The 24,640-nt window shown below is 71.8% G+C and carries 27 protein-coding genes; 20 read left to right on the top strand and 7 right to left on the bottom strand.

All coding sequences use genetic code 11. The features are described 5' to 3' along the window. Nucleotides 1–52 precede the first annotated feature (52 nt). The 8 genes from ACFOX0_RS11740 (at nt 53) to ACFOX0_RS11705 (ending at nt 8,124) form a co-directional block, all read left to right on the top strand. Nucleotides 53–1,030, top strand: a complete 978-nt coding sequence (locus ACFOX0_RS11740; protein ID WP_377544683.1) for a UDP-glucuronic acid decarboxylase family protein — start codon at nt 53–55, stop codon at nt 1,028–1,030. Between the two features lie 80 nt (nt 1,031–1,110). Then, complete coding sequence (locus ACFOX0_RS11735; RefSeq protein ID WP_377544681.1) at nt 1,111–2,376, top strand: LCP family protein; 1,266 nt, start codon at nt 1,111–1,113, stop codon at nt 2,374–2,376. Between the two features lie 319 nt (nt 2,377–2,695). Then, nucleotides 2,696–3,748: an LCP family protein gene (locus ACFOX0_RS11730; protein WP_449288853.1), complete on the top strand. Its 1,053-nt coding sequence runs from the start codon at nt 2,696–2,698 to the stop codon at nt 3,746–3,748. 244 nt (nt 3,749–3,992) lie between these two features. After that, complete coding sequence (locus ACFOX0_RS11725; protein ID WP_449288852.1) at nt 3,993–4,868, top strand: LCP family protein; 876 nt, start codon at nt 3,993–3,995, stop codon at nt 4,866–4,868. A 70-nt stretch (nt 4,869–4,938) separates the two neighbouring features. Beyond that, nucleotides 4,939–5,274 carry a rhodanese-like domain-containing protein gene (locus ACFOX0_RS11720; RefSeq protein WP_377544677.1) on the top strand — a complete coding sequence of 112 codons (336 nt, stop codon included), beginning with the start codon at nt 4,939–4,941 and terminating at the stop codon, nt 5,272–5,274. Nucleotides 5,275–5,276: 2 nt separating this feature from the next. Further along, nucleotides 5,277–6,113 (top strand): glycerophosphodiester phosphodiesterase, encoded by an 837-nt coding sequence (locus tag ACFOX0_RS11715; protein ID WP_377544675.1) that lies wholly within the window; start codon nt 5,277–5,279, stop codon nt 6,111–6,113. A gap of 49 nt (nt 6,114–6,162) precedes the next feature. Next, nucleotides 6,163–7,623, top strand: a complete 1,461-nt coding sequence (locus ACFOX0_RS11710; protein WP_377544673.1) for a sensor histidine kinase — start codon at nt 6,163–6,165, stop codon at nt 7,621–7,623. A 30-nt stretch (nt 7,624–7,653) separates the two neighbouring features. Further along, complete coding sequence (locus ACFOX0_RS11705) at nt 7,654–8,124, top strand: ATP-binding protein (RefSeq protein ID WP_377544672.1); 471 nt, start codon at nt 7,654–7,656, stop codon at nt 8,122–8,124. 426 nt (nt 8,125–8,550) lie between these two features. Here the strand turns inward: ACFOX0_RS11705 and ACFOX0_RS11700 are convergent, their stop codons facing one another. Then, the gene (locus ACFOX0_RS11700) at nt 8,551–8,775 is read right to left on the bottom strand and encodes a winged helix-turn-helix domain-containing protein (RefSeq protein ID WP_377544669.1); all 225 of its coding nucleotides are present in this window, start codon (nt 8,773–8,775) and stop codon (nt 8,551–8,553) included. Between the two features lie 347 nt (nt 8,776–9,122). Here ACFOX0_RS11700 and ACFOX0_RS11695 point away from each other — a divergent pair, with 347 nt between their 5' ends. Both ACFOX0_RS11695 and ACFOX0_RS11690 read left to right on the top strand, forming a co-directional pair. After that, nucleotides 9,123–9,368: a hypothetical protein gene (locus tag ACFOX0_RS11695; protein WP_377544667.1), complete on the top strand. Its 246-nt coding sequence runs from the start codon at nt 9,123–9,125 to the stop codon at nt 9,366–9,368. A gap of 104 nt (nt 9,369–9,472) precedes the next feature. Continuing rightward, nucleotides 9,473–10,360 (top strand): DUF5926 family protein, encoded by an 888-nt coding sequence (locus tag ACFOX0_RS11690; protein WP_377544665.1) that lies wholly within the window; start codon nt 9,473–9,475, stop codon nt 10,358–10,360. Between the two features lie 57 nt (nt 10,361–10,417). Here ACFOX0_RS11690 and ACFOX0_RS11685 read toward each other — a convergent pair whose 3' ends face one another. Both ACFOX0_RS11685 and ACFOX0_RS11680 read right to left on the bottom strand, forming a co-directional pair. Next, the gene (locus ACFOX0_RS11685; RefSeq protein ID WP_377544663.1) at nt 10,418–12,250 is read right to left on the bottom strand and encodes a bifunctional metallophosphatase/5'-nucleotidase; all 1,833 of its coding nucleotides are present in this window, start codon (nt 12,248–12,250) and stop codon (nt 10,418–10,420) included. Nucleotides 12,251–12,383: 133 nt separating this feature from the next. Then, nucleotides 12,384–13,586 (bottom strand): arginine deiminase, encoded by a 1,203-nt coding sequence (locus ACFOX0_RS11680; protein ID WP_377544661.1) that lies wholly within the window; start codon nt 13,584–13,586, stop codon nt 12,384–12,386. 164 nt (nt 13,587–13,750) lie between these two features. Between ACFOX0_RS11680 and ACFOX0_RS11675 the strand changes: the two genes are divergently transcribed. The 5 genes from ACFOX0_RS11675 (at nt 13,751) to pheA (ending at nt 17,189) form a co-directional block, all read left to right on the top strand. Next, the gene (locus ACFOX0_RS11675; protein ID WP_377544660.1) at nt 13,751–14,503 is read left to right on the top strand and encodes a hypothetical protein; all 753 of its coding nucleotides are present in this window, start codon (nt 13,751–13,753) and stop codon (nt 14,501–14,503) included. 182 nt (nt 14,504–14,685) lie between these two features. Continuing rightward, the gene (locus ACFOX0_RS11670) at nt 14,686–15,138 is read left to right on the top strand and encodes a hypothetical protein (RefSeq protein ID WP_377544658.1); all 453 of its coding nucleotides are present in this window, start codon (nt 14,686–14,688) and stop codon (nt 15,136–15,138) included. Between the two features lie 106 nt (nt 15,139–15,244). Beyond that, nucleotides 15,245–15,634: an ACT domain-containing protein gene (locus ACFOX0_RS11665; protein WP_377544656.1), complete on the top strand. Its 390-nt coding sequence runs from the start codon at nt 15,245–15,247 to the stop codon at nt 15,632–15,634. A gap of 34 nt (nt 15,635–15,668) precedes the next feature. Then, the gene (locus tag ACFOX0_RS11660) at nt 15,669–16,223 is read left to right on the top strand and encodes a hypothetical protein (RefSeq protein WP_377544655.1); all 555 of its coding nucleotides are present in this window, start codon (nt 15,669–15,671) and stop codon (nt 16,221–16,223) included. Between the two features lie 9 nt (nt 16,224–16,232). Beyond that, nucleotides 16,233–17,189 carry a prephenate dehydratase gene (gene pheA, locus ACFOX0_RS11655; protein ID WP_377544652.1) on the top strand — a complete coding sequence of 319 codons (957 nt, stop codon included), beginning with the start codon at nt 16,233–16,235 and terminating at the stop codon, nt 17,187–17,189. Between the two features lie 93 nt (nt 17,190–17,282). On the opposite strand, the gene ACFOX0_RS11650 is transcribed toward pheA, so the two are convergent. The 3 genes from ACFOX0_RS11650 to ACFOX0_RS11640 all read right to left on the bottom strand — a co-directional run bounded on the left by ACFOX0_RS11650 (nt 17,283) and on the right by ACFOX0_RS11640 (nt 19,013). Then, nucleotides 17,283–18,008 carry an AIM24 family protein gene (locus ACFOX0_RS11650; RefSeq protein WP_377544650.1) on the bottom strand — a complete coding sequence of 242 codons (726 nt, stop codon included), beginning with the start codon at nt 18,006–18,008 and terminating at the stop codon, nt 17,283–17,285. Between the two features lie 103 nt (nt 18,009–18,111). After that, nucleotides 18,112–18,474 carry a metallopeptidase family protein gene (locus ACFOX0_RS11645; protein WP_377544647.1) on the bottom strand — a complete coding sequence of 121 codons (363 nt, stop codon included), beginning with the start codon at nt 18,472–18,474 and terminating at the stop codon, nt 18,112–18,114. A 107-nt stretch (nt 18,475–18,581) separates the two neighbouring features. Further along, the gene (locus ACFOX0_RS11640; protein ID WP_377544644.1) at nt 18,582–19,013 is read right to left on the bottom strand and encodes an OsmC family protein; all 432 of its coding nucleotides are present in this window, start codon (nt 19,011–19,013) and stop codon (nt 18,582–18,584) included. A 132-nt stretch (nt 19,014–19,145) separates the two neighbouring features. Between ACFOX0_RS11640 and ACFOX0_RS11635 the strand changes: the two genes are divergently transcribed. From ACFOX0_RS11635 to ACFOX0_RS11620, 4 genes are all read left to right on the top strand, one after another. Then, nucleotides 19,146–19,880, top strand: coding sequence for a hypothetical protein (locus ACFOX0_RS11635; RefSeq protein WP_377544641.1), 735 nt, complete (start codon nt 19,146–19,148; stop codon nt 19,878–19,880). Between the two features lie 112 nt (nt 19,881–19,992). Further along, the gene (serS, locus tag ACFOX0_RS11630; RefSeq protein WP_377544638.1) at nt 19,993–21,282 is read left to right on the top strand and encodes a serine--tRNA ligase; all 1,290 of its coding nucleotides are present in this window, start codon (nt 19,993–19,995) and stop codon (nt 21,280–21,282) included. Between the two features lie 137 nt (nt 21,283–21,419). After that, nucleotides 21,420–22,241, top strand: coding sequence for an HAD family hydrolase (locus ACFOX0_RS11625; protein ID WP_377544635.1), 822 nt, complete (start codon nt 21,420–21,422; stop codon nt 22,239–22,241). Then, nucleotides 22,241–23,059: an HAD family hydrolase gene (locus tag ACFOX0_RS11620; protein WP_377544632.1), complete on the top strand. Its 819-nt coding sequence runs from the start codon at nt 22,241–22,243 to the stop codon at nt 23,057–23,059. Before ACFOX0_RS11625 ends, ACFOX0_RS11620 begins: the two co-directional genes overlap by 1 nt. A 41-nt stretch (nt 23,060–23,100) precedes the next feature. Here the strand turns inward: ACFOX0_RS11620 and ACFOX0_RS11615 are convergent, their stop codons facing one another. Continuing rightward, on the bottom strand, nt 23,101–23,697 hold the full coding sequence (locus ACFOX0_RS11615; RefSeq protein WP_377544629.1) for a bacterial proteasome activator family protein: 597 nt from the start codon (nt 23,695–23,697) through the stop codon (nt 23,101–23,103). A gap of 76 nt (nt 23,698–23,773) precedes the next feature. On the opposite strand from ACFOX0_RS11615, the gene ACFOX0_RS11610 reads away from it, so the two are divergent. Then, nucleotides 23,774–24,565 (top strand): alpha/beta hydrolase family protein, encoded by a 792-nt coding sequence (locus tag ACFOX0_RS11610; RefSeq protein ID WP_377544627.1) that lies wholly within the window; start codon nt 23,774–23,776, stop codon nt 24,563–24,565. The last annotated feature ends 75 nt before the right edge of the window (nt 24,566–24,640 follow it).

The following is a 24,640-nucleotide window of genomic DNA, read 5'->3' as shown; positions in this document are numbered from 1 at the left end:
CGGGTCCGACGGCCGGCGAGTCGGTGATCGGCGATCTGGGTAGGCTGACCGCATGGTGGTAGCCCAGCGTTTCGGACCCGGCAGCCGGGTTCTCGTCTCCGGCGGGGCCGGTTTCGTCCCGTCCCATCTGGTCGACGCCCTGATCGGGCGGGGCTGCACGGTCGTGGTCGTGGACAACTTCGTGACCGGGTCCAAGGACAACCTCGCGCAGCTGGCCGACCACCCGCGGTTCACCCTCGTCGAGGCGGACGTCTCCGACGGACTGCCGGCGCACCACCCGGCCGTCGCCGAGCGGTTCGACGCGATCCTGCACATGGCCTCGCCGGCCAGCCCCAAGGACTTCCCCACGCTGCCGGTGGAGATTCTCCGGGTCGGTTCGGTCGCCACCCTGCACCTGCTGGACCGGGCGGTCGCGGACCGGGCCCGCTTCCTGATGGCCTCCACCTCCGAGGCGTACGGCGACCCGAGCGTGCACCCGCAGCCGGAGACGTACTGGGGCAACGTGAACCCGATCGGCGTACGCAGCGTCTACGACGAGGCGAAGCGGTTCGCCGAGGCGGCCACCATGGCGTACCACCGCTACCACGGGTTGGACGTCGGCATCGTCCGGATCTTCAACACGTACGGGCCGCGGATGCGGCCGGACGACGGGCGGGCCATCCCGGCGTTCATCACCCAGGCGCTGCGCGGCGAACCGCTGACCGTGCACGGCACCGGCGCGCAGACCCGGTCGATCTGCTACGTCGACGATCTGGTCCGGGGCATCCTGCTGTTGCTCGACTCCACCGAGACCGGCCCGATCAACTGCGGCACCGAGCACGAGGTGTCCATGCGGGAGTTGGCCGAGCTGATCGTCGCCATGACGGGCAGTTCGTCGGAGGTGACCTACGTCACCCGACCCGGCGACGACCCCGAAAAGCGCAGGCCGGACCTCACCCTGGCTCGTGAACGGCTCGGATACGAACCGGTGGTGGCCCCTGACGAAGGGTTACGGCGCACCATCGAACACTTCAGCCAGCGACTGGGATAATCCGGACACGGGCAACATTCCGCCCGAATCCCCGCTTCGCCTGAAGACTCCTCTTGGCCGGGCTACGTACCCTGAGTGGCATGTCAGCGACCTATCCCCCCGGCCCTCACCCCGGCTCCGGCTTCGCCCGGGCCACCGGCGGCGCGTCCGGACGCGCCTCGGTGCCCGCCGCGGGATCGGCCGGCGCCACCCGGGCCGCGGGTCGGGCCCGGTTCCTCGGCACCCCCGAGCAGAGCCGCGGACTGCACGACGGTGGACCGGCCGGCCCCGGTGGACCGGGCGGACCGGGCGGCCCACCGGACGGACCCGGCCGGTACGGCGGTGCGCCCCGCCGCGGTCGTCGTCCCCGCTGGGGCCGCATCGCCATGGTCGTCGGCGCCGTGGTGGTCGTGCTCGCCCTGCTGGGCGGCGTGGGCGCCTGGATCTACGCCAACAACCTCAACGACGAGCTGAAGCGCACCGACGCGTTCAACGGGATCGGCAGCCAGCGGCCGGCCAAGACCGTCGAGGGCGCGTTCAACATCCTGCTGGTCGGCAGCGACTCGCGGGACCCGTCGGCGGCGCTCGACAAGGCCGGTGCCTGGCGGTCCGACACGATCATCCTGATGCACGTCCCGGCCAGTCACGACCGGGCCTACCTGGTCTCCATCCCGCGCGACCTGTACGTACCGGTGCCGCAGAGCGCCGGCGCGGCCTGTGACAGCGGTCAGCGTGAGAAGATCAACGCCGCCTTCGCCGAGGGTGGCCTGCCGCTCGCCGTGCGTACCGTCGAGTGCTTCAGCGACGTGCGGATCGACAACGTCGCCGCGATCGACTTCGGCGGCTTCAAGGAGGTCACCGACGCGCTCGGCGGGGTCGACCTGAAGGTGGACCGGGACATCACCTCGATCCACAAGCCGTTCCGCAAGTTCAAGAAGGGCGTCCAGCACATGGACGGCGCGACCGCGCTCGACTGGGTCCGGCAGCGCAAGCAGTTCCCCGACGGTGACTTCGCCCGGATGCGGCACCAGCAGGAGTTCCTCCGCGCGATCATGGACAAGGCGGCCAGCACCGGTACGCTGAGCAACCCGGCGAAGCTGAACGCCTTCCTCAGCTCCGTCACCAAGGCGGTCACGGTGGACAAGGACTTCTCGCTTCTCGACACGGCGACCCAGTTCCGCCACCTGCGGGGCGAGAACCTGCACTTCATGACCAGCCCGAACCTGGGCGGTCAGACGATCGACGGTCAGTCGGTCGTGCTCTCCGACCGACCCAAGGCGCTGAGCCTCTATCAGGCGATAGCCGCCGACAAGGTGGCCGACTGGGTGGCATCGAACGGGAAGTCCGGCACCACGAACGGCAGTTGAATTCCGGCGGTCGAGCGCCGTCCGCGCTGGTGACGCTCCGTGTCGGCGGCCGTGGACGGTGCCTCGACCCGTTCGGGATGTGAAGTTCCGGTGAACGGGGACCTCGCGGGAAGGCGCCGCACTCCGTACAGTGGTCTGGCCCCTCGACACGCGACCTGGAGCACACATGTCGGTTCAGACCCGCGGACGAGCCGCCGCAACGGTGCCGCCCGCGGCATCGGTGTACTCATCGGGATCAGCCGCCCGTCCACCGTCGAACACGGACGGTAAGAAAACCAAGCGTAAGCGGCGCAAGGACCCGGGCTGGGCCAAGGCGCTGGTGATAGCGGGCGCCGTGCTGATGATGCTGAGCGGGGTCGCCATCGTCGGCGGCAACGCCCTGATCAGCAGCGCGACCAACAACATCAGCCAGGACAACCTGCTCGGCACGGCGGGCAAGAGCGAGGCCGAGGGCGGCAAGAACCTCGAAGGCCCGATCGACATGCTGCTGCTCGGGGTGGACGTGCGCGCCGACTGGGACAAGAACGACACCCGGCCGGACACGATCATCATCCTGCACATCCCGGCCTCGCACGACCAGGCGTTCCTGATCTCCGTCCCGCGGGACACCGAGGCGCGGATCCCGGCCTTCAGCAAGAGCAAGTTCGCCGGCACCACCGACAAGATCAACAGCGCCTTCTTCTTCGGCGCGCAGAACGGTGGCGGTTGGGGCGGCGGCACCCAACTGCTGGCACAGACGATCAAGAACATGACCGGCATCAGCTTCGACGGTGCGGCGATCATCGACTTCAGCGGTTTCAAGAGCGTGATCGACGCCCTCGGTACGGTCCGGATCTGCGTCGACCAGCGGGTCGAGTCGCACCACATGTCGATGGTCGACGGCAAGCCGATGTGGAACGCCGACGCCAAGAAGACCGGCAAGAAGATGACCCCGGTGGTGCACAAGCCCGGTTGCCAGGAGATGCCGGGCTGGGCCGCGCTGGACTACTCCCGGCAGCGCTACGGTCTGCGCAACGGCGACTACGACCGGCAGCAGCACCAGCAGCAACTGATCAAGGCGATGGCCAAGAAGGCGATCGACGGCGGCGCGATGACCAACCCGACCAAGCTCAACGCCCTGATGAAGGCGGCCGGCAAGGCGTTCACGCTGGACACCGGCGGGGCGCCGATCGCCGACTTCATCTTCACGATGAAGGGCGTCACCGGCAACGACCTGACCATGCTGCGCACCAACGGCGGCACGTTCAGCACCGACGGGGCCGGGCGTGAGGTGTTCAACCCGCTGACCAAGCAGATGTTCGCGGCGGTCAAGAACGACACCCTGGCCCAGTTCGTCACCGCCAACCCGGCCGTGCTGTCGACCAAGAAGTGAAATCCTGACCGCCGGCGCGGCACCGCCCACCAAAAACCTCGAAAGCCGCTAGCCGACCAAACCGGACCCTTAGTCTGACGCGAGAGCCATTCGCGCCAGACCGGGTCCGGGAGGGGTCACGTTCACGTCGAAGCGGAGCCCGTGGTGGGCCCGGATCGCACTCGTCGCCGGGGCGGCACTGCTGATCTTCGCCGTCGTCGCCGGGGTGGGACTGCGGGCCCTCACCGAACGGTACGACCGGAGCGTGGCCAGGCAGAGCCTGCTCGACCCGGCCGCGCGTCGGGCGAACGGCACCGCCTCCGGGCCGCTCAACTTCCTGCTGGTCGGCTCCGACCAACGGCCCAACGCCTCGGACTCGGACGCGCGCTCCGACACGATCGTGATCGTGCACGTGCCGGACGGGCTGCGGCAGGCGTATCTGATCTCCGTTCCGCGTGACCTGTACGTCGCGATCCCGCCCACGGCCACGTACCCGGGCGGTGACGACAAGATCAATTCCGCGTTCGAGCACGGCGGCGGGGGCCAGGGCGGCACCCGACTGCTCTCGGCCACGCTGAGCCAGCTCACCGGGATCCGCTTCGACGGGGCCGCACTGATCGACTTCTCCGGTTTCGAGAAGGTGATCGACCTGGTCGACGGCGTACGGATGTGCGTGGACGAGCCGGTGCGCTCGATCCACACCGGCACGGTCTTCCCGGTCGGGTGCCAGCAGATGGACGGCGCCCGCGCGCTCGACTACGCCCGGCAGCGGTACGGCCTGCCGGGCGGGGACTTCGACCGGCAACGGCATCAGCAGCAACTGCTGCGGGCGATCATGGACCGGGTCGCCGGTGCCGACCTGCTGACCAGTCCGCTGAAGTTCGACCGGCTGATCCGGGCGATCGGTTCGGCCTTCACCGTGGACAGCAACGGCGCCCCGATCGAGGACCTGGTCTTCGGCCTGCGTCACCTGACCGCCGGCTCCCTGGTGGGCGTGCAGCTGCCCTCGCACGCCAAGGACATCGACGGGATCTCGTACGTGCTGCTCGATCCCACGGCGGACGTACTGTTCCGGGCGGTCCGGGAGGCCGGCATGGCCCACTGGGTCCGGGACAACCCGAGCTGGATCAACCGGCTCTGAGGCCGGCCGGCCGCGGATGTCCGGACCGTCGGCGGACGGCCGGTGCGACACTGGCCTAGGCTTGGTAGCCGTGTTCGGACCTGACGTACCTTCCGTAGCCCCTGCCGACGTCGCCGAGGGCGCCCACATCGTCGACGTCCGCGAGTCGGACGAGTGGGCCGCCGGTCACGCGCCCGACGCCCGGCACCTGCCGATGAACGACGTACCGGCCCGGCTGGCCGAGATTCCCACCGAGGGGGACGTGGTGGTGGTCTGTCGCTCGGGCGGCCGGTCCGGTCAGGTCGTGGCCTATCTGATGGGCAACGGCTGGGACAACGTCCGCAACCTCACCGGCGGGATGCGCCAGTGGGCGGCGACCGGCCGGCCCATGGTCAGCGAGGACGGACAACCGGCCCGAGTGATCTGATCATGGACGATCGAGGCAGCCGCGCCGGCGAGGCCGGGCTCGGGAAGGATCCGCTGGTCTTCGCGCACCGGGGCTCGTCGGCGGTGCTGCCCGAGCACACCCTGGCCGCCTACCTGCGGGCCCTCGACGAGGGCGCCGACGGGCTGGAGTGCGACGTCCGGCTGACCCGGGACGGCCACCTGGTCTGCGTGCACGACCGGCGGTTGGACCGCACCAGCAACGGCCGGGGACGGGTCAGCGCCCGGACCCTGGCCGAGCTGAACGAACTCGACTTCGGCTCCTGGCACCCGGGCGCCTCGTCCGAGGACGCGCCGACCGACGTACCCGCCGATCCGTCCCGGACCCGGCTGCTCACCCTGGACCGGTTGCTGCGCGCGGTGCGCGAGGCCGGCCGGCCGGTCGAGCTGTTGATCGAGACCAAACACCCCACCCGGTACGGCGGGGACGTGGAGCGCCGGCTGACCACGCTGCTGCGCGAGCACGGCCTGCTCGAACCGCGGCCGAGCGATCCGGTACGGGTCACCGTGATGTCCTTCTCGGCGCTCGCGGTCCGCCGGATGCGGGTGCTGGCGCCGCGGCTGTCGACCGTGCTGTTGCTGGAGGTGATCCCGCCCGGGCTGCGGGTGGGCCGGTTGCCGTTCGGCGCGAAGATCGCCGGGCCGGGAATCGGTCTGGTCCGGGCCCGACCGCAGTTGATCCCCGCCCTGCGGGCGGCCGGGCACCAGGTCTACGTCTGGACCGTCAACGAGACGAACGATCTCGACCTGCTGCTCGACCACGGCGTGGACGGCATCATCACCGACCGGCCGGCGCTGATCCTGGAGCGCCTCGGTCGCTGACAGTGAGGGCCCCTTCCTTCCGTCCGCCCGGTCGGGGCAGACTCGGGGCATGCCGGATCACCCTGACTATCCCTCGCTCATCGCCGGCCGGACCGTCGTACTCGAAATGATCAACTCCGGGGACTCCGGGCTGCCGGTGCTGGGGCAGTTGTTGCGGGTGGCCCAGCGAAGTGTCCACGCGGACGGGATGATCTTCGTCGAGTACGCCGCCGGTCAGGGCCGGATCGTCGCCGCCACCGGGATCGCCGAGTGGGCCGTCGGCCGGCCGGTGCCCGGGTCGGACCCGTTGGTCGACCGGCTGCTGACCGGTCCGCGTACCCAGGAACTGCGGCGGGAGTCGCTGACCGGTGAACTGGCCGGCCACCTGGGCGGACGCGGGGTGGGCCGGATCCTCGCGGCCCGGTCGGAGCTCAGCGGGGTGGCCGTCGGCAGCCTGCACGCGCTGTTCGACGCGGCGGACGACCGGGCCGGCCCGGAGCACCAGGCGGTGGTCACCTACCTCGCGTCCTGCATCGCCCACATGTACGGCGACCAGGTCGGGCTGCCGGTGCACGGGGACGGGCCGGTACTGGCCGCGCTCGCCGACGGACTGGCGATCGTCGACCGGGACGGTCAGGTCCGGCTCTGGAACCCGGCGGCCGAGCAGGTCATCGGACGGTCGGCGGCCGAGGCGCTAAACCGCCCGCTGCCGTTCCCGGTGCCGCCGTCCGGGCAGGTCGTCGACCACCGGCTGCCGGACGGACGATGGGTGCAGATCACCTCGGGCGAGTTGTCCGGCCCGGTCAGCTCCCGGGTGGTCACCTTCCGGGACGTCACCGACCAGCACCGGCGAGACCACGACCGGGACCTGTTCGTCGCCGTCACCAGCCACGAGCTGCGCACCCCGGTCACCGTGATCAAGGGGTACGCCGAGACGCTCAGCAACCACTGGGACTCGCTGCCCGAGCCGGACCGGCGCAAGGCGGCCGAGGTGATCGGTCAGCGGGCCGCCGAACTGGCCCGCCTGGTGGACCGGTTGCTGTCCAGTGCCACCGACAGCGGGCCGGTGGGCGACCCGACGCCCGTACCGTTCGAGCTGGTCGATGCGCTGCGCTCGGCGGCGGCCGACCTGCCGGCGGACCTGCGCCGCCGGCTCGCCATGGAGCTGCCGGACGGGCTGCCCAAGGCGCTCGGCGACCGGGCCAGCATGTCGACGGTGCTGACCGAGCTGACCACGAACGCCGGAAAGTACGCCCCCGAGGGGACGACCATCCTGGTGACCGCGGACGCCGATCCGCAGACCGTGGCGTTTCGGGTGATCGACCAGGGTGTCGGCATCCGGCCGGAGCACGTCGAGCGGGCGTTCGAACGATTCTGGCAGGGCGAGTCGGGCGACCGGCGGCGGTACCCCGGCGCCGGACTCGGGCTATACCTCGTCAGACGCATCATAGAGCGACAAAAAGGGTGGGTATCCCTCCGTCCGCACGAGGGGGGCGGTACGGTCGCAGAGGTACGCCTGCCCCGTGGCTGAGTCGTGCCCCGCCGCCGGAGGAGGCCCTACGTGACGACCGAGCTGGCAGAGCGCGCCTGGTGCGTGGTGGTCCCGCACCAACCCCGTGGTGCCCGGACGGCCCGCCGCCGGCTGTCCACCGAACTCGCCCTGGTGGTCTCCCCGGCGCTGCTCGCCGACGTGGTGGCGACCGTCGCCGAACTCGTCGGCAACTCGGTCCGGCACGCCGACCCGCTGCCCGGCGCGGTGATCCGGGTGGCCTGGCGGCTGCGCCCCGGCCCGGACACGGACACCGTCGAGGTACGGGTGACCGACGGCGGCGCGGCCACCGGCGTACCCCGCCTGCGCGAGGCCGGACCGGACTCCCTGGACGGCCGGGGGTTGCACATCGTGGCCGCCCTGGCGGTCGAGTGGGGGGTTGACCGCGACGGCCTCGGCCAGAGCGTCTGGGCCCGCCTCCGCGCCGCCAAGCGCGTCCCCCCGGCCACCGCCGCCGCTCCCGTGCTCGCCACGGTCCCCTGAGCGCGGCCTGCTGTCGGGTGGTCTTCGGACGCGGCCTCCCTGGGGCGCGTGATGCCGCCGCGGCGCGTGGGCGGTTCCCCGCCGCACCTGGCGATCCAGGGCGACGGCGGCCTCGGGAGCCGACGTCACTTTCGGGCTCACATCGAAAATCGTGTAGCTACACGATTTTCGATGTAGCCCCACACGTCGGTTACTCGGGCAAGCCGGTCGGATCGAGAACGTAGGTCGCCACCCAACTCCGAGCGGCCCTCACCGCCGCCGGCTGGCGCCCCGCCGAGTGAGTCTTGGACAGTTTGCGTCCCGTCGGAACAGAACTTGTCCAAGACTCACTGGCTTTCCCCGCCAATGGCGGGGGCATGCGAGTACACGCCTCGACCCTGCTGGCCCTCGATCAGCCCTTCGGCTTGCAGTATCGCCAGATCGGCGTCAGGCATCGGGCTTGCGCACGTACACGCCCTTGCCTTGGTGACCTTCGACCAGGCCGGCCGAACGCAGCACCAGCATCGCGTTGCGGACCGCGGTGTTGCTCGCGTTGTACTGAGCGCGCAACTCGGACACGGACGGCAACTTGTCGCCGTTCTTGAGTTCACCCGAGGCGATCTTCGCTCGGATGTCGGCGACGATCCTCGTGTAGATGGGTTCGATCGGCATGGGTGGGACCTTCTGCTTGGCGGCCCACCAATTCGATCACGTCCCGGCCTCCTACATCAAGCACATGGTGCTTTCAGTGTTGACCGAGCGTACATTGTCCTCTAAGTTTTCCTCCGGGATGCCTGCTTGGCGGTGGGTGACCCGTCCTCGGGATAACTGCCCGAACGCCGGGGCGAGCGCCTTGTTCGTCCCGGCCAGCACCGATTGCTGCCCTGTTCGTCCGTACTCGCCGGGAAAGGCTGCGGGTGGGTGGGGCGGGGTGGTCCTGCCGGACCCGAAGCGGCAGGACCACCCCATCCAGCACAGCCGAGAAGTGAGGTCGAGCAAAGAAGGGACCACCCCGCCCGATGCGCTACGTCATCCATCTGCCCGTTAACGCGGCCACCCTGGCCCACGCCCGGATCCTGGCCCGCACCGCCGTGCGGGCACTGACCTTCCTCACCCCGCTCGACCCCGGCGAGACCACCGTCTCCGAGGAGGACGCCCAAGGCGTACGGCATCGGGTCTACTGCGACCGGCCGCTCGACGGCGGCCGGCGGTGCGTGCTGCGGGCGGAGCACGAGTCGGTCTGCACCGCGCGGGTACGGCGATGACCGAGCCTGCCGTCGTGGCGGTCTCACCCGGGACGATCGCCGGGGTCGCCGGGATGCTGCGTCCGTACCCGGCCCGGCCGGCCACCTGACTAGGCTGTCTCGCCGTGAGCAAGCGTCGAAGGAACAACCGGGCCGCGAGCGACGCGGCGCCCAAGCGGCAGAAGCTGCGCGACATCTTCGTCCCCCGCCCGTTCGAGGGGCTGACCGACGAGGCGGAGTGGATCGCGCTGCGCGAGTTCGTGCCGGCCGCGTCCGCCCCGCTGACGCTGGCGCCCAGCCTGGTCGAGGAGTTCGGGGAGCGGCCGGTGACCCTGGCCACCGTGCTGCCCATGGCGGCGCCCGCGATCGCCAAGGAGGACGGCCGGATCATGGTCGGGCTGCAGCGGCACGTGCAGTCCGGCGACGTCTCCCGCGACCTGGCCGAGTCGCTGCTCTGCGCGTTGCGCACCGAGCCGGGGCGGACGGTCACCGTACCGCCGTTGCCGGGCGAGGGGCCGCGGTTGCAGGACATCCTGGTCGACGGCCCGCTGGAGGTCAGCGTGCACAGCGGCTTCGACTTCTGGCTGGAGCCGGGGGCCACCGAGGACCCGAACGTGCGGGCCTCGCTGGAGCGCGCCAACGCCTCGATCTACCCGACCACCCGGCTGACCGCCGCCCGCGGCGTCTACTGGTGCCGGGTGCCGGAGAAGGCGCACGTGCGCTGGGTGCTGCCGGACGACGAGGACGCCGCGCTGGACGCGCTGTCCCGGCTGGCCGCGGCCGGCGACCTGCCGCTGGGCGACGGGACCAGGTTCGCCGGCATGTTCCGGGCGCACGGGCGGCTGGTGCCGGTCTGGGACCTGCCGGAGGAACCGGAGGCCGACCGCTGGGAGGCGCCGGCCGCCGACTTCGCCAAGCGGTACGCCGCCGCGCTGACCGACACCGCCCCGCTGGACGCCGCCGGCCGCCGGGCCCGGCAGGGCCTGGTGGGCCGCCAACTCACCCTCCGCTGACCCGGTCGGGACGTCGGACCGGCCGTCCACCGGCCGATCCGACGTCCGATCCGGTCGTCAGTCGACGGTGAGGCGGATCCGCCGACGGCAGGTCACCAGGAAGACCACCACACCGGCGATCAGCAGCACGAGGCCGACCACGACGAGCGCGGTGACCGGGGTGCCGGTGATCGGCAGACCGCCGTCGCTGCCGCCGGTCCCGCCGTTGTCACCCGTCCCGCCGTCGCCGCCGGTGCCCGGCTCCGGGGCGCCCGGCTGCCCGACGGTGTACGCCCGCTCGACGGTGTCGGCGGTGACCGGGGAGTTGGCCTTGAAGTAGTCGACCAGCACGGTCAGGTCGTTGTCGCCGGTGGCGAACCGGTCGGTGCCCCCGCCCAGCGCGGTGAAGTTGTCCCCGCCGGAGGCCAGGAACGAGTTGACCGTCACCCGGTAGCTGGCGTTCGGGTCGAGCACCTTGCCGTTGAGGAAGATCCGGTCCGCGAGGACCCGGTTGCCGGCCGTCCCGTTCGGGTCGTAGACGTAGCTGAAGCCCTTGGAGACGCCCAGGTGCAGGAACGGCCGCGAGGCGCCCGCCGGCTGCCACTGCTGTTCCAGGACCTCCTTGATCTCCTTGCCCGTGTACGTCTTGGTGATCACGTCGTTGGCGAACGGCTGGACGCTGGCGGCGTCCGCGTACGAGACCACGCCGTCGGCGCCCTTGAGCAGGTCGGCCCGCAGGCCGCCGGGGTTCATGAAGGCGATCTGCGCCCCGCCCCGGTTGGTCGCCTTGGTCCCGGCCAGTTGCACGTCGGCGATGAAGTTGCCGAGCACCGACTCGGCACCCCGGTCCTCGTCGCCGGTCGACGTCCGGGCCCGCTTGATGTCCGCGGTGATCTCGCCGACCTTGACCTTGCCCTTCTCGTCGGCCAGTTTGGTCGCGTCGGCGACCAGCTTGGCGACGTCCGGGTCCTCCGGGTAGCCCTTGATCGGCAGTACGGCGCTCGTCGCGTCCGTCACCTTGCCACCGGAGACGGTCAGCTTGATCTGGTCCAGGGCGTCGCCGTACTGGCCGGTCTGCACCACCGGTCGCTTGTGTCCGAGGCCCGGCACGTCGTACGAGCAGTTGTAGGGCGTGTGGGTGTGGCCCGAGATGATGGCGTCGATGCCGGCGCCGGCGCCCGTCACGATCTTGCCGAACGCCGTGCCGGGGTTCGCCACCGCCGCGCAGGACGCGGCGTCCGTACCGGCGGTCGCGGCACCCTCGTGCACGAGCAGGACGACGGCCGCGACGTTCTGCTCGGACCTGAGCTTCGCGGCGACCCGGTTGGCCTCGGTGGTCGGGTCCTTGAAGGTCAGGCCCTGGATGCCGGAGGGCGAGACCAGGGACGGCGTCTCCTGGGTCACCACGCCGACCACACCGATCTTCACGCCGCCCACGGTGAAGACCGCCGACTCGTCGAGCCGGTCCGGTGCCGGCGTACCGCCGCGGTAGACGTTCGCGGCCAGGTACGGGAAACCGCCGCGCGGGATGACCCGGTCGTTGAGGTCGGCGAAGCCTCGGTCGAACTCGTGGTTGCCGACCGCGCTGGCGTCCAGCCGGATCTTCTTGAGGAAGTCGATCGTCGGCTCGTCGTTCTGGACCGCCGAGACGAACGGCGAGGCACCGATGTTGTCGCCCGCCGAGAGGACCAGCGTGTTCCCGTTCTCCGCCTTCAGTTTGTTGATCATGCCGGCCATCTGGGCCGCGCCGCCGGTGCCGGCGACCGGCGCCACGAGGCGGCCGTGGAAGTCGTTGAAGCCCAGCAGCTGCACCTCGGTGCCGGCCGCCTGGGCGGGCGCCGGTACGGCACCCAGCAGCGTCAGCGTCGCGGCACCGGCCGCGGCGACGGCGCGCATTGGCGATAAACGCACGAAAATACCCCGATCCCTGCTCATCCGTTGTGCCAGTTCAGGGGCACACCTGGACGAGGGTGCTGATCTTCCGGGCTTCCGTCAACCGCCGCGGTCCAACAATCGGGTAAACGATTCGCCCAGCTCGCGACCGCTAGAGCGGTTCGCGGACCAGCGGGCAGGACATGCACCGGGGACCACCCCGGCCGGAACCCAGCTCCGAGCCGGCGATCGGGATCACCTCGATCCCGGCCCGCTCCAGCTGCGCGTTGGTCTCCACGTTGCGCTCGTAGCCGATGCAGAGCCGGGGCGCGATGGCGAGGGTGTTGTTGCCGTCGTCCCACTGCTCGCGCTCGGCGGTGACCGGGTCCAGGCCGGTGTCGATCACCCGCAGCTCGGCCAGCTCCATCGCGTCGGCCGCCGCCCGCAGGAACGGGGCCGGCCCGGCCACCGCCGGCTCGCCGTCCGGTCCGACCACCACCGTGTACGCCGACAGCGTGTCGGCGATGTTCGGGTACATCAGGACGGCGTCGGCGTCGACCATGGTGCAGACCGTGTCGAGGTGCATGGTGGCCCGCTCCTGGGCGACCGGCACCACCAGCACGGTGTGCGCGAGCCCGTCGGCGAAGGCCTGCCGGGCCAGCCGTTCGGCGCCGGCGGGAGTGGTCCGCTCACCCACCCCGACGGCGAGCACCCCGGGAGCCAGCAGCAGCACGTCGCCGCCCTCGACGTGCTCCAGCTCCGGTCGGTAGACGAACTTCGTACCGCCGAACCGCGGGTGGTGCCGGTAGATCGCGTCGGTCAGGGTGGTCTCCCGCAGCCGGGCCGGCATGGCCAGGCTGGTGACCGCGACCCGGTCCCGGATCCAGACCGACGAGTCGCGGGTGAACAGCAGGTTGGGCAGCGGGTCGATGACGAAGTCGTGCCGGTCCATCAGGGTGTAGACGAGGCCGCCCGGTCGGTCCCCGCTGGTCCGCAGTTCCTCGTGTGCGAGGCCGGCGATCAGCACGTCGGCCAGCCCGGTCGGGTCGAGCTGGGCGAGGTGGTCGGAGACCCGTCGGCGCAGGGTGTCGCCGAGTCGCCGGTCCCGCAGCACCTGCTCGGTCAACTCGGCCCGGGCGTCCGGGACGGCGAGGGTCTCGGCCAGCAGCGTTCCGATGTAGAGCACCTCGACCCCCCGTTCGGTGAGCGCGGCGGCGAAGGCGTCGTGCTCCTCCTGCGCCCGACCGACCCAGGGGATCGCGTCGAAGAGCAACGAGTCGTTGTTGCGCGGGGTGAGTCGGGTCAGTTCCCGGCCGGGCCGGTGCAGCACGACCGTTCCGAGCCGGCCGACCTCGCTGTCCACGTATGGGGTCATCCGAGCAGCGTAGGCCAGGAGTTGGCGCCATCCGGGAAAAAGGGCTAGGGGTGAATATGGCATTCATCCGCACTCACTCCGGCGCTTCGCCTTGCGGGTTTGCACCCTGAGGCACGTAGGGTAGTGGAGACATAACTTCAAGAGACCTTTTGCCGGAGGTCGCGATGACTGTCTTCCCCGCGCGTCGAGCGATGCCCATCGCCCGGGCCGTGAATCCCACCTCGCCGCGTCCAGCCGCAGCACCACCCGGCACCGCCCTCGAACCGGTACGCCCGACCCCGGCGCAGTGGGCCCGCCGGCGCCGTGCCGAACGCGACGCCCGTCGGGTCGAGGCCGCCGGCGCCCGCGCCCTCACCCAGCTCGACCACCTGGGACCGTCCTGGCACGTGGCCGAGCTGCCGCGCACCGACCTGCCCGACAGCCAGTTCCTGGACCTGACCGGCGACACCCGGGACGAGCGTGCCGCGTTCCTCGCCATCGGGCCGAGCGGCCTGTTCGCGGTGACCGTCGCCGACCACGGCCGGTCCCGGGTGATGGTGGCCGGCGACGTCGTCCAGATCAACGGCAAGCGCCCGGCGTACGTGGCCGAGGCCCGCCGGGAGGCGCGTCGGGCGAGCAAGGCGATCTCGACGGCGATCGGCCAGAACGTGCCGGTCGCGCCGGTGCTGACCTTCGTCGGTTCGGGCGACATCAGCGTCTACGGGCTGCCCAAGGAGTGTCTGGTGGCGACCCACCGGGAGCTCGACCGGCTGCTGGTCGCCGGCGGGAGCCGGATCAGTCCCGCCACGGCGGAGAAGCTCTTCATGGTGGCGCAGCAGCCCAGCACCTGGTACACGGCCGGTCAACTGGCCGCCGCCAACTACCGGTGGTACCAGGACGGCCAAACGGCGGCTGACAAGCGGGCAGGGCGCCGGTAACGTCAGCAGCCAGCGCCACCGGCCGCGAGGGGGCCCGGACCGCCGCCGTCACCGGGTGACCGCGTGCTCCACGTCCAGGGCCGCGGACGGCGCTCCGCCCGACCCGACACCCCGCCGCGGGTCGGCGATCCGCTCGGGACCGGCTAGCTTGGATCAAGCCGGTCGGTTGCATAGGAGGCGCAGTGGCCCACCTCGAACTCTCCCTGTCGGATGCGTTCGTGCCAGCGGCCACCCCGCCACCCGGGCCGGACAGCCTCGCGAGGTGGATCGCCACCGTCACCGGGGCACCCGAGCCGTGTCTGGTGATCGACCAACGGACCCGGATCGTCGCCATCTCCCAGGCTTGCTGCGACCTGATCTGCCTCGGTTCGCCCGAGGACACGGTTGGCCGACCGTTGCTGGACGCCGGGGTACGCCTGATCGACTTCACCGCAGCCCGGGGCGAACTCGCCGAGCAGGACATCGACAAGATCCCGCCGCTGCTGGCGCTCAGTTCCGGCCGCCTCGCCCGCGGCCTGTTGCGGGTCTCCGGCAAGCCGGCCGGGGCGACCACGGCCACCGTCGACGCCATCGCCACCCCTCTGTTCTCGGACGGCTCGGTGGCCGGCTCCCTCACCTTCCTGTCCGAGGTGTGAGACGCGGGCGGCCCAGCCCTGGATACCCGACGTCCTGAGCAAAGAGTGTCGTTCGCCGCACCTGTCGAATGTTGGGCCATGCCCCAGCGCATCGTAAGGTTCCCCCATGTTGGATATCGCTCTGCTGCCGGAGGAATACGCCGTGTGCCGGCTCGCCGCCGGTTCGGCGCTGCCCGACGGCCTGCTGAGCGCGCCGGCCGAGTCCGGCGTGGTCTCGGTCACCTCGACCGTCGACGAGTTGTCGGTCATCTGCCGCTCCGACCGGGTGCCCACCGACGCCACCGTCGAGACCGGCTGGCGTTGCCTGCGGGTGGTCGAGCCGTTCCACCTCGCCGCGACCGGCATCCTCGCCTCGCTGGCCGTACCGCTCGCCGAGGCCCGGGTGAACATCGTGGCCTTCTCCACCTTCGACACCGACTACCTGCTGGTCCCGTCGGTCCGGCTGCCCGAGGCGCTCGCCACGCTCACCAAGGCCGGGCACCGGATCACCACCTGAGCCCATGACGTACGCCTATCCAAGGGGTCGGCTCGTGGTCCGCGCAACGCCAGCGAAACCCGTACCGGTGGCCGGCACCGGCGTCGTGGTCGTCCTGCTCTGCCTGTCCGCCCTGGCTGGCTGCGGCACGCCGCCGGAGCTGACCGAGCCGACCGGCGATCCGCCCAGGCCGACCGTCTCCTCGCCGGTGCCGAGCGCGTCCGTGCCGACCGACGCGGGATCGGCCACCCGCCCGACCCTGCCGCCCGCGGTGCCGACCCCGACTACCGGTGGTCTGGTCGCCACCGCCTGCGCCGGCGGCCCGTCCGGTCAGCAGGTGGTCAGCCTGTTGCGCGACCGCGGCCTGTTGCCCGGCGGCGCGAGGCCCACGGTCAGCCGCGGGCCACTCTGCGCCGACGACTGGCAGTACAGCGTCGTCCAGGTCCCGGACCGGGAACCGCTGCAGGTGGTCTCGACCGGCCGGCCCGGCGCGTTGACCCTGGTCACCGCCGGCACCGACGTCTGCGACGCCCGGGTACGGGCGACCGCTCCGGCGGGCATCCGGCAACTGGCGTGTGAGGGTGGACCGGCCCTGCCCCCACCTGCGTAGGCTGCAACCATGCCCGGAACTCCGCCGACCCGCTTCGTCTACCTGGGCCCCGAGGGGACCTTCGCCGAGCAGGCCCTGCGCCTCGTGCCGGCCGCCGAACGCGGCTCCCGTTCGCCGGCCCGCAGCGTGCCCGAGGCGCTCGACGCGGTACGGATCGGCGAGGCCGACGCCGCCCTGGTGCCGTTGGAGAACTCGATCGGTGGCGCGGTCGGGGTCACCTTCGACGAACTGGCCGACGGCGAGCCGTTGGTGATCACCCGCGAGGTGGTGCTCCCGGTCGAGTTCGTCCTGGCCGCGCGGGCCGGCACCGAGTTGGACGCGATCGGTACGGTCGCCGCGCATCCGCAGGCGTCCACCCAGTGCCGCGGCTGGCTCCGGGACCGGTTGCCGGACGCGGTGGTGGTCGACAAGCTGTCCAACAGCGCGGCGGCCCAGGCGGCCGCCGACGGTGAGCAGGACGCGGCGATCTGTGCCCGGGTGGCCGCGGCCCGGCACCGGCTGCCGGTGCTGGCCGACAAGATCGCCGATCACGGTGACGCGGTCACCCGGTTCGTCCTGGTGTCCCGGCCCGGACCGCCGCCGCCGCCCACCGGCGACGACCTGACCTCGCTGGCCGTCTTCATCGCCCACGACCGGGTCGGCGCGCTGCTCGCGGTGCTGACGGAACTGGCCGTACGCGGGGTGAACCTGACCCGGATCGGGTCCCGACCCACCGGCGAGGCGCTCGGCCGGTACGCGTTCTTCCTGGACTGCACCGGTCATGTCGCCGACATCCGGCTGGGTGAGGCGCTGCAGGGCCTCCGGCGGATCTGCGCGGACGTGCGGTTCCTCGGGTCGTACCCCCGGCACCGGGGGGCGGCCGGCGTCAACGAGCGTCCGGTGCCGGCGCCCGCGGGCCTGGCCGACGCCGACTACGCCGACGCGGCGGCGTGGCTGGCCCGCGTCCGTACCGGCGAACAGACCTGACCCGGCGCGGCCGGCCGGACCGGGCGGTCCGGCCGGCCGGGCACGGATCCGGGACGTCGCCGCCCGGTCGGCGTCCCGGTCCCCACGGTCAGCTCAATCCAGCAGGCCGCCGAGCAGTCCGCCGGACTGCTGCTGCTGCTGGCCGCTGCCGAGCACCGGCGGCTCCTCGGACGGCTGGACGATCACGAAACCCTGCCCGGCGAAGCTCAGCGTGAACGCCTCGCCGGTGCGCCGGCCGAGCAGCGTCCCCAGGCCGAGCTGCTCCGCCCGGTGGTAGCCGGTCTGCAGGTTCGCCGACCAGCCGACGGCCGCCTGCGGGTCGACGTAGGTCGGCTGGTCGACGTTGAGCACCACCGGCATGCCCCTGGTGGTAATGGCGATCCGGCCATGCCCGGAGAAGACGCAGTTGAACAGGCCGGACGACGAGGCCATCCCGGCGCCGCCGACCATCCGGATGTCGTACTGCAGGGTCGAGTCGAAGGCGAGCACGCTGGAACCGTTGATCGACAGCGCGTCACCCGGCTCCAGGTCGATGATGTGTACGTCCGCCGCCAGGTTGGCCAGGAACACGTCACCACGGCCGGTCAGCTTCATCAGCGGGACACCCTCGCCGGTGAGCTTCTGCTTCAGGAACTTGCCGATCCCACCGGAGCCGAGCGCCTGGAACTGCACCTGCCCCTGGTACGCGACCATCGAGCCGACCCGGGCCATCGCCTCGCCGTTGAGTTCGATCTTGAGCAACTTGGAGTTCTGCAGCCGCAGGCCGGGCTGGGCGGACTCCTTCTCCAGATTCTCCGCGGAGAACAACGAGCTGCGCATCTCTACCTTGTTCCTCCTGCCGGGCCGTAGCCCCGGGCCATCGTGGTCGCCCGAGGGTAGGCGGGCCTGTCAAGGCCGGACAATCCGCGATCCGGCCGGGAACTCAGCCCCACCCGAGTTCGTGCAGCCGTTCGTCCGAGATGCCGAAATGGTGGGCGATCTCGTGCACCACCGTGACGGCGACCTCGTCGACCACGTCGTCCTCGGTGTCGCAGATGCGCAGGATCGGATGACGGTAGATCAGGATCCGGTCGGGCAGCACGCCCGCGTAGTCCCAGCCGCGGCTGGTCAGCGCGTGACCCTCGTAGAGGCCGAGCAACTCCGGCCCGTCGGCCGGCGAGTCGTCCTCGACCAGGATGACGACGTTGCTCATCAGGCCGAGCAACTCCTCCGGCACCTCGTCGAGCGCCTCGCCGACCAGTTCCTCGAAACGCTCACGGCTCATCTCGACCGGCACGCAGCCCATTGTGCCCGACCGGACCTACCGGCCAGGGGCCGGACGACGCCGGACCCGACCGGCCCGGGGCCCGACGACGCCGGACCCGGGTCGGACGGGGCGAGGCGGGGGACCGGTCAGGAGGTCAGGCGGGCGGAGAGGGTGATCTCGGCGCCCGGGGAGAGCAGCCGCGAGATCGGGCAGTTCTCCTTGGCCGCCTCGGCCACCTTGCCGAACTCGGCCTCGTCCAGGCCCGCCACGTCGACGTAGGTGTCCAGGTCGATCCGGGTGACGGTCATGCCCGCGTCGGTCTTGTCCAGGTGCACCCGGGCGGTGGTCTCGACGGAGGTCGGCGGGTGGCCGGCGTCGCCCAGGGCCTTGGACAACGCCATCGAGTAGCAGCCCGCGTGCGCCGCGGCGATCAGCTCCTCCGGGTTCGTCCCCTCACCCTCCTCGAACCGGGACTTGAAGGAGTAGTCGCCGGACAGCCCTCCCTTGCCGGTACGGATCTTGCCGTACCCCTCGGTCAGGTTGCCGTGCCAGTGGGCGGATGCGCTTCGGATAGGCATACCTGGACGCTAGTCCACCGCTGGCGGCGGCGCGACGGATCCGCCGACGAACGCGGGCCGCGCCGCGCCCGTACGTCCAGGTGCCCGTGCCATGATGCAGCCAGGACCGCGCGACCGCGGAAGGGCGTACCCATGTCCCAGGATCTCCCCATCCCCCGGCAGGACTCGCATGCCGCGGCACCGGTCACCGTCGAGTGGGGACCGGACCGCGACCCGGCGCCACCGTCCCGGCTGTCCCGGGCGGTGACCGGGTTGTTCCGGGACCGCCGGCTGGTGCCGGTCCTCGGCGCGCTCGGCGGGGTGGCCGCCCTGGCGTCCCTGATCGGCGAGTGGACCATCGTCACCATCCCGATGACCGCCGTCGAGGGCGACACCAAGCTGCTGGTGCCGGCCGGGGTCTCGGCGATCGGCAGCTTCGGCACGGCGTACCTGGTCGGGCTGTTCGGCATGGTCGGCTGCCTGGCGCTGGTGCTGGCCGGTGCCGCGTCGGTCCGGCACAACGCCCGGGTCCTCGGTCTCGCGCTCGCGGGCGCCGTGCTCGTCACGCTGGTCGCCGCCACGGACGTGCTGCCGGAGGCGACCGGCCGGATGTACTCGCTGCGGCCGGACAGCGAGCTGCAGGTCGCGTACGGGCGGGGTCTGGTGATGGCGTTCGTCGCCACCGCCGTGCTCGGCGCGGCGCTGCTGCTGGCCGGACGGCTGCTCGCCGCCGGGGCGGACGATCCGACCGACGGCGACGACCCCGGCCCGCTCCGGCGCCGACGCCGACCCGCGACCGGGGGCGATGACGGGCAGCCCGACGGGCCCAGTGACCTGACCGTCACGGCCGCCCCACCGTTCGTCCGTCCCGACCAGCCCGGCGACTGACTTCGCGGGTCCGGCCGCGCGTGGCCCGGACCCGGCCGCCCGCCCGGGTGGGCGTCCGGCCGAGGTATATCGAGGTGAGCCGAACGCCGGCCGCCCGGTAGGCTGACTCCCCGTGATTGACCTGCGTCTGCTCCGCACCGATCCGGAAGCCGTCCGAGCCAGCCAGCGCCTGCGCGGCGAGTCCGAGTCGGCCGTCGACGAGGCGGTCCGCGCCGACGAGGCACGCCGGGCCGCGGTCGGCCGGTTCGAGGCGCTGCGGGCCGAGCAGAAGCAGCTCGGCAAGCAGATGCCCAAGGCCGGCGGCGAGGAGAAGGCCGCGCTGCTGCGCCGTACCAAGGAGTTGTCGGCCGAGGTGAAGACGGCCGAGGCGGCCGTGAACGACGCCGAGCAGGCGCTGCGCCGGGCGCAGTTCGCCATCCCGAACGTGGTCGCCGAGGGCGTCCCGCCGGGCGGCGAGGACGACTACGTGGTGCTCCGCGAGGTGCTGCCGACCGGTTGCGACCGGCTGCTCGGCGCGCCGGACCAGGCCGCCGGGTTCCGGCTGCGCGACCACCTGGAGCTGGGCGAGCTGCTCGGCGCGATCGACATGGAACGCGGCGCCAAGGTCTCCGGCAGCCGGTTCTACTTCCTCACCGGGGTCGGCGCGCTGCTGCAGTTCGGCCTGTTCCAACTCGCGCTGGCCCAGGCGGTGGAGAACGGGATCACCCCGATCATCACCCCGTCGCTGGTCAAGCCGGAGGCGATGGAGGGCACCGGCTTCCTCGGCGCGCACGCCGGCGAGGTCTACCGGTTGGAGGCCGACGACCTCTACCTGGTCGGCACCAGCGAGGTGCCGCTGGCCGGCTACCACGCCGGCGAGATCCTCCAGCTCGACACCCCGGCCCGGTACGCCGGATCGTCGTCCTGCTACCGCCGGGAGGCCGGCTCGTACGGCAAGGACACCCGGGGGATCATCCGGGTGCACCAGTTCGACAAGATCGAGATGTTCTCCTTCTGCCGGCCGGAGGACGCGGCCGACGAGCACCAGCGGCTGCTGGCCTGGGAGGAGGAGATGCTGGCCAAGGTCGAGCTGCCGTACCGGGTGATCGACACCGCCGCCGGTGATCTCGGTTCGAGCGCGGCCCGCAAGTACGACTGCGAGGCGTGGCTGCCGTCCCAGGGCCGCTGGCTCGAACTCACCTCGACCTCGAACTGCACCACCTTCCAGGCCCGGCGGTTGAACATCCGCTACCGGGACGCCGACGGCAAGCCGCAGACGGCCGCCACCCTCAACGGGACCCTGGCGACCACCCGCTGGCTGGTGCCGTTCCTGGAGAACCACCAGCAACCGGACGGTTCGGTACGGGTGCCCAAGGCGCTCCAGCCGTACCTCGGCGGGCGGGACGTCCTCGAACCGAAGTGACCGGGTACGGCCATCGCCTCTTCCCGTAAAAGTCATGGATCGACCGCACAGAGCGAGGTACGGTTGCTGCCCCGCCGCCGCCGACCAGTCGATTCACCCGGTTCGGTAGCCGGCGGTGCGGGGCTCGAGGAGGAACGATGCCGCGACCCGGACTGCCCAAACTGATCGCCACGGACCTCGACGGCACCCTGGTCCGCAGCGACGACACGGTCTCCGCCTTCACCCATCACACCCTGGACCGAGTCCGGGCCGCCGGCATCCCGGTGGTGGGCGCCACCGGTCGGGGACCCCGGCTGGCCGAGCTGACCCGCAACGACATCCGGGCCGCCGACTTCCTGGTGCTGGCCGGCGGGGGCCGGGTGGTGGACCAGACCGACCCGGACGGGCCGGTGGTGCTGCGCGACGAGCGGCTCCCCGGTGAGGTGCTGGCCGAGTTGCTCACCGCCGTGGAGGAGGTGGCCGGCCCGCTGACCGTGATGGTCGAGGCCCTGGACACGCACAACGCCCCACTCTGGGGCGACTACCACTCCTCCTGGCCCTACCAGGACGCCTTCGAGGTGCGCAGCCGGGCCGAGTGCGTCGCCTGCGACGTGATCAAGGCCTTCATCCGGACCGCCGACCACGACGTCGACACCCTGCTCCGGGTGGCCCGGGAGGTCGTCCCGGCCAGCCGCGCCACGCTGACCCAGGCCGGACTGAACTTCGTCGAGATCTGCCCGCCGCGGGTGGACAAGGCGACCGGCCTGGCCGTGGTGGCCGAGCGGCTCGGGGTCGACCCGGCCGAGGTGCTGGTCTTCGGCGACATGCCCAACGACCTGCCGATGTTCGAGTGGGCGGGCTGGTCCCGGGTGGCGGTCTCCAACGCCCACCCGACGGTCCGGACGGCGGCCGACGAGATCACCCTGCGCAACGACGACGACGGGGTAGCGGTGTATCTCGATCGGCTACTGTCGCACTGATGCAGAGCCGTTCCCGGCTGATCGCCACCGACCTGGACGGCACGCTGCTGCGCTCGGACCGCAGCCTCAGCCCGCGTACCGCCGGGGCGCTGGACCGGATGCTCGCCGAGGGCCGGCTGGTCGTGCTGGTCACCGGCCGCCCGATCCGCTGGTTGCACCACGTGTACGACCAGATCGAGGCGCGCCCGATGGCCATCTGCGCCAACGGGGCGGTGGTCTACGACCCGGTCGCCGACACCGTGCTGCGGGCCGATCCGCTCGCCCCGGACCTGCTCGCCGAGGTGGTCCGGCGACTGCGCGCCGAGGTGCCCGGGGTCAGCTTCGCGGTGGAGATCACCGACGGTCGGCAGATGCGGCACGAGTCGACCTACCCGATCCGGTGGGATCAGAACCCGGACGCGGTCCGGACCTTCTCCTCGCCGGACGAGTTGCACTCCGTACCGGCGGTCAAGTTGCTGGCGCGGGCCGGTGAGCAGGACCCGGACGCGTTCGTGACGCTGGTCGCGGCGGCGCTGGGCGGGCTGGCCGAGGCGACGCACTCGTCGTACTCGGGGTTGGTGGAGATCTCCGCCGCCGGGGTGACCAAGGCCGCCGGGCTGGCCTGGCTGGCCGACCGGCACGGCATCGGCGCCGACCAGGTGGTGGCGTTCGGCGACATGCCCAACGACGTACCGATGCTGACCTGGGCCGGTCGGGCGGTGGCGGTCGGCAACGCGCACCCCGCCGTCCGGGCGATCGCCGACGAGGTGACGCTCTCCAACGACGAGGACGGCGTGGCCGCGTACCTGGAGACGTTGTCCCGCCGCGAGGCGGGCTGACCCCCGGCCACCCGCCGCGGCCGGAGGTCGCGGCGGGTGGGTTACAGGTACTGGCCGGTGTTGTGGCCCTCGCCCGACGGCGGCTGACCCCCGGGTACGCCCGGCATCATGCCCACCCCGCCGGGACCCATCGGCAGGGCGGCGCGGCCGCCGGCCCGCATCTGCTCCAGTTGCACCCGGGCCGCCATCTGCTGGGCGACGAGCGCCGCCTGGATGCCGTGGAACAGTCCCTCCAGCCAGCCGACCAGCTGGGCCTGGGCGATCCGCAGTTCCCCCTCGCTCGGCGGCGCGTCCTCGGTGAACGGCAGCGAGAGCCGTTCCAACTCGTCGCGCAGTTCGGGGGCCAGGCCGTCCTCCAGCTCGACGATCGACCGCTGGTGGATCTCGCGCAGCCGCTGCCGGCTCGCCTCGTCCAGCGGCGCGGCCTTCACCTCCTCCAGCAACTGCTTGATCATGCTGCCGATCCGCATCACCTTGGCCGGCTGCTCGATCAGGCGGGCCGGGTCCTCGGTCTGCGGGTCACCGTCGGCCTGCACGGTGCCGATCGGACGTCCGTCCGGCCCCATCACCACCACCGTGGCGGGCCGACCGTCCGCCTCCTCCTGCGGGGAAGTCTCACGCTCGCTCATGGCTGTCATCTTCCCGCAGCGGGCGTACGGCACGCGCGCCGGGACCGTGGGGCGGCTCACCGTGCGACCGGTTACCGTCTCGGCCATGACCACCGACCCGCGCGCGGTGCTGAGTCGGCCCGCGCCCGCCCCGGACGCGACCCTGCGCTACGGCGATCATCCCGACCAGGTGGTCGACCTGCGACTGCCGGCCGGGCCGGCCGGCGGCGCACCGCTGCCGCCGGTCGTGGTGATCCACGGCGGGTTCTGGCGCTCGGAGTACGACCGCGGGCACACCGGGCCGCTCGCCGCGGACCTCGCCGGACGCGGTTACCCGGTCGCCCAGCTCGAGTACCGGCGCACCGGCGCACCGGGGGGTGGCTGGCCCGGCACCCTGGACGACGTGGCGGCCGGCCTGACGGCGCTGCCCGGTCTGCTGGCCGACGCCGGCGTCCGGGTGGCTGCCGGACCACCGATCCTGCTCGGTCACTCCGCCGGTGGGCAGTTGGCGCTCTGGTGGGCCGCCGAGCCGGGCCGGGCCCGGGGCGTACTCGCGCTGGCGCCGGTGTCGGACCTGGTCGCGGCGTACCGCCTCGACCTGGACGGTGGCGCGGTCGCGGCGCTGCTCGGCGGCGCACCGGAGGAGTTCCCGGACCGGTACGCCGCCGTCGATCCGCACCAAATGTCACCGACGACGGCACGGACCGTGGTCGTCCACGGCGGCCTCGATCAGCAGGTACCGCCGGAGATGAACCGTCGTTATGTCACCGAGAGCCGCCGACTGGGCGGTAATATCCGACTAATCGAACTTCCCGATTGCGAACATTTCGGTCTTATAGACCCGAAATCTCCGGCCTGGCCCCGGGTGCTCGACGCGCTGCGTGAACTCAACCCATGATCAGTGGCATTGACGGCGCGTCGTCGAGCGGGTAGAACGCCGGAGGGGCTGGACAAGGCCCCGCAAACCCTGGGG

It is taken from the genome of Micromonospora zhanjiangensis (assembly GCF_042650605.1).
Taxonomy (GTDB): Bacteria; Actinomycetota; Actinomycetes; order Mycobacteriales; family Micromonosporaceae; genus Micromonospora_J; species Micromonospora_J zhanjiangensis.
This window is presented reverse-complemented; position numbering and strand designations above follow the sequence as displayed.

What these genes read in the sequence shown, in the direction of transcription:
- ACFOX0_RS11740 (WP_377544683.1), top strand. Translation starts at nt 53, where the DNA reads ATGGTGGTAGCCCAGCGTTTCGGACCCGGCAGCCGGGTTCTCGTCTCC.
- ACFOX0_RS11735 (WP_377544681.1), top strand. Translation starts at nt 1,111, where the DNA reads ATGTCAGCGACCTATCCCCCCGGCCCTCACCCCGGCTCCGGCTTCGCC.
- ACFOX0_RS11715 (WP_377544675.1), top strand. Translation starts at nt 5,277, where the DNA reads ATGGACGATCGAGGCAGCCGCGCCGGCGAGGCCGGGCTCGGGAAGGAT.
- ACFOX0_RS11710 (WP_377544673.1), top strand. Translation starts at nt 6,163, where the DNA reads ATGCCGGATCACCCTGACTATCCCTCGCTCATCGCCGGCCGGACCGTC.
- ACFOX0_RS11700 (WP_377544669.1), bottom strand. Translation starts at nt 8,775, where the DNA reads ATGCCGATCGAACCCATCTACACGAGGATCGTCGCCGACATCCGAGCG.
- ACFOX0_RS11695 (WP_377544667.1), top strand. Translation starts at nt 9,123, where the DNA reads ATGCGCTACGTCATCCATCTGCCCGTTAACGCGGCCACCCTGGCCCAC.
- ACFOX0_RS11680 (WP_377544661.1), bottom strand. Translation starts at nt 13,586, where the DNA reads ATGACCCCATACGTGGACAGCGAGGTCGGCCGGCTCGGAACGGTCGTG.
- ACFOX0_RS11675 (WP_377544660.1), top strand. Translation starts at nt 13,751, where the DNA reads ATGACTGTCTTCCCCGCGCGTCGAGCGATGCCCATCGCCCGGGCCGTG.
- ACFOX0_RS11665 (WP_377544656.1), top strand. Translation starts at nt 15,245, where the DNA reads ATGTTGGATATCGCTCTGCTGCCGGAGGAATACGCCGTGTGCCGGCTC.
- pheA (WP_377544652.1), top strand. Translation starts at nt 16,233, where the DNA reads ATGCCCGGAACTCCGCCGACCCGCTTCGTCTACCTGGGCCCCGAGGGG.
- ACFOX0_RS11650 (WP_377544650.1), bottom strand. Translation starts at nt 18,008, where the DNA reads ATGCGCAGCTCGTTGTTCTCCGCGGAGAATCTGGAGAAGGAGTCCGCC.
- ACFOX0_RS11645 (WP_377544647.1), bottom strand. Translation starts at nt 18,474, where the DNA reads ATGGGCTGCGTGCCGGTCGAGATGAGCCGTGAGCGTTTCGAGGAACTG.
- ACFOX0_RS11640 (WP_377544644.1), bottom strand. Translation starts at nt 19,013, where the DNA reads ATGCCTATCCGAAGCGCATCCGCCCACTGGCACGGCAACCTGACCGAG.
- ACFOX0_RS11635 (WP_377544641.1), top strand. Translation starts at nt 19,146, where the DNA reads ATGTCCCAGGATCTCCCCATCCCCCGGCAGGACTCGCATGCCGCGGCA.
- ACFOX0_RS11625 (WP_377544635.1), top strand. Translation starts at nt 21,420, where the DNA reads ATGCCGCGACCCGGACTGCCCAAACTGATCGCCACGGACCTCGACGGC.
- ACFOX0_RS11620 (WP_377544632.1), top strand. Translation starts at nt 22,241, where the DNA reads ATGCAGAGCCGTTCCCGGCTGATCGCCACCGACCTGGACGGCACGCTG.
- ACFOX0_RS11615 (WP_377544629.1), bottom strand. Translation starts at nt 23,697, where the DNA reads ATGACAGCCATGAGCGAGCGTGAGACTTCCCCGCAGGAGGAGGCGGAC.
- ACFOX0_RS11610 (WP_377544627.1), top strand. Translation starts at nt 23,774, where the DNA reads ATGACCACCGACCCGCGCGCGGTGCTGAGTCGGCCCGCGCCCGCCCCG.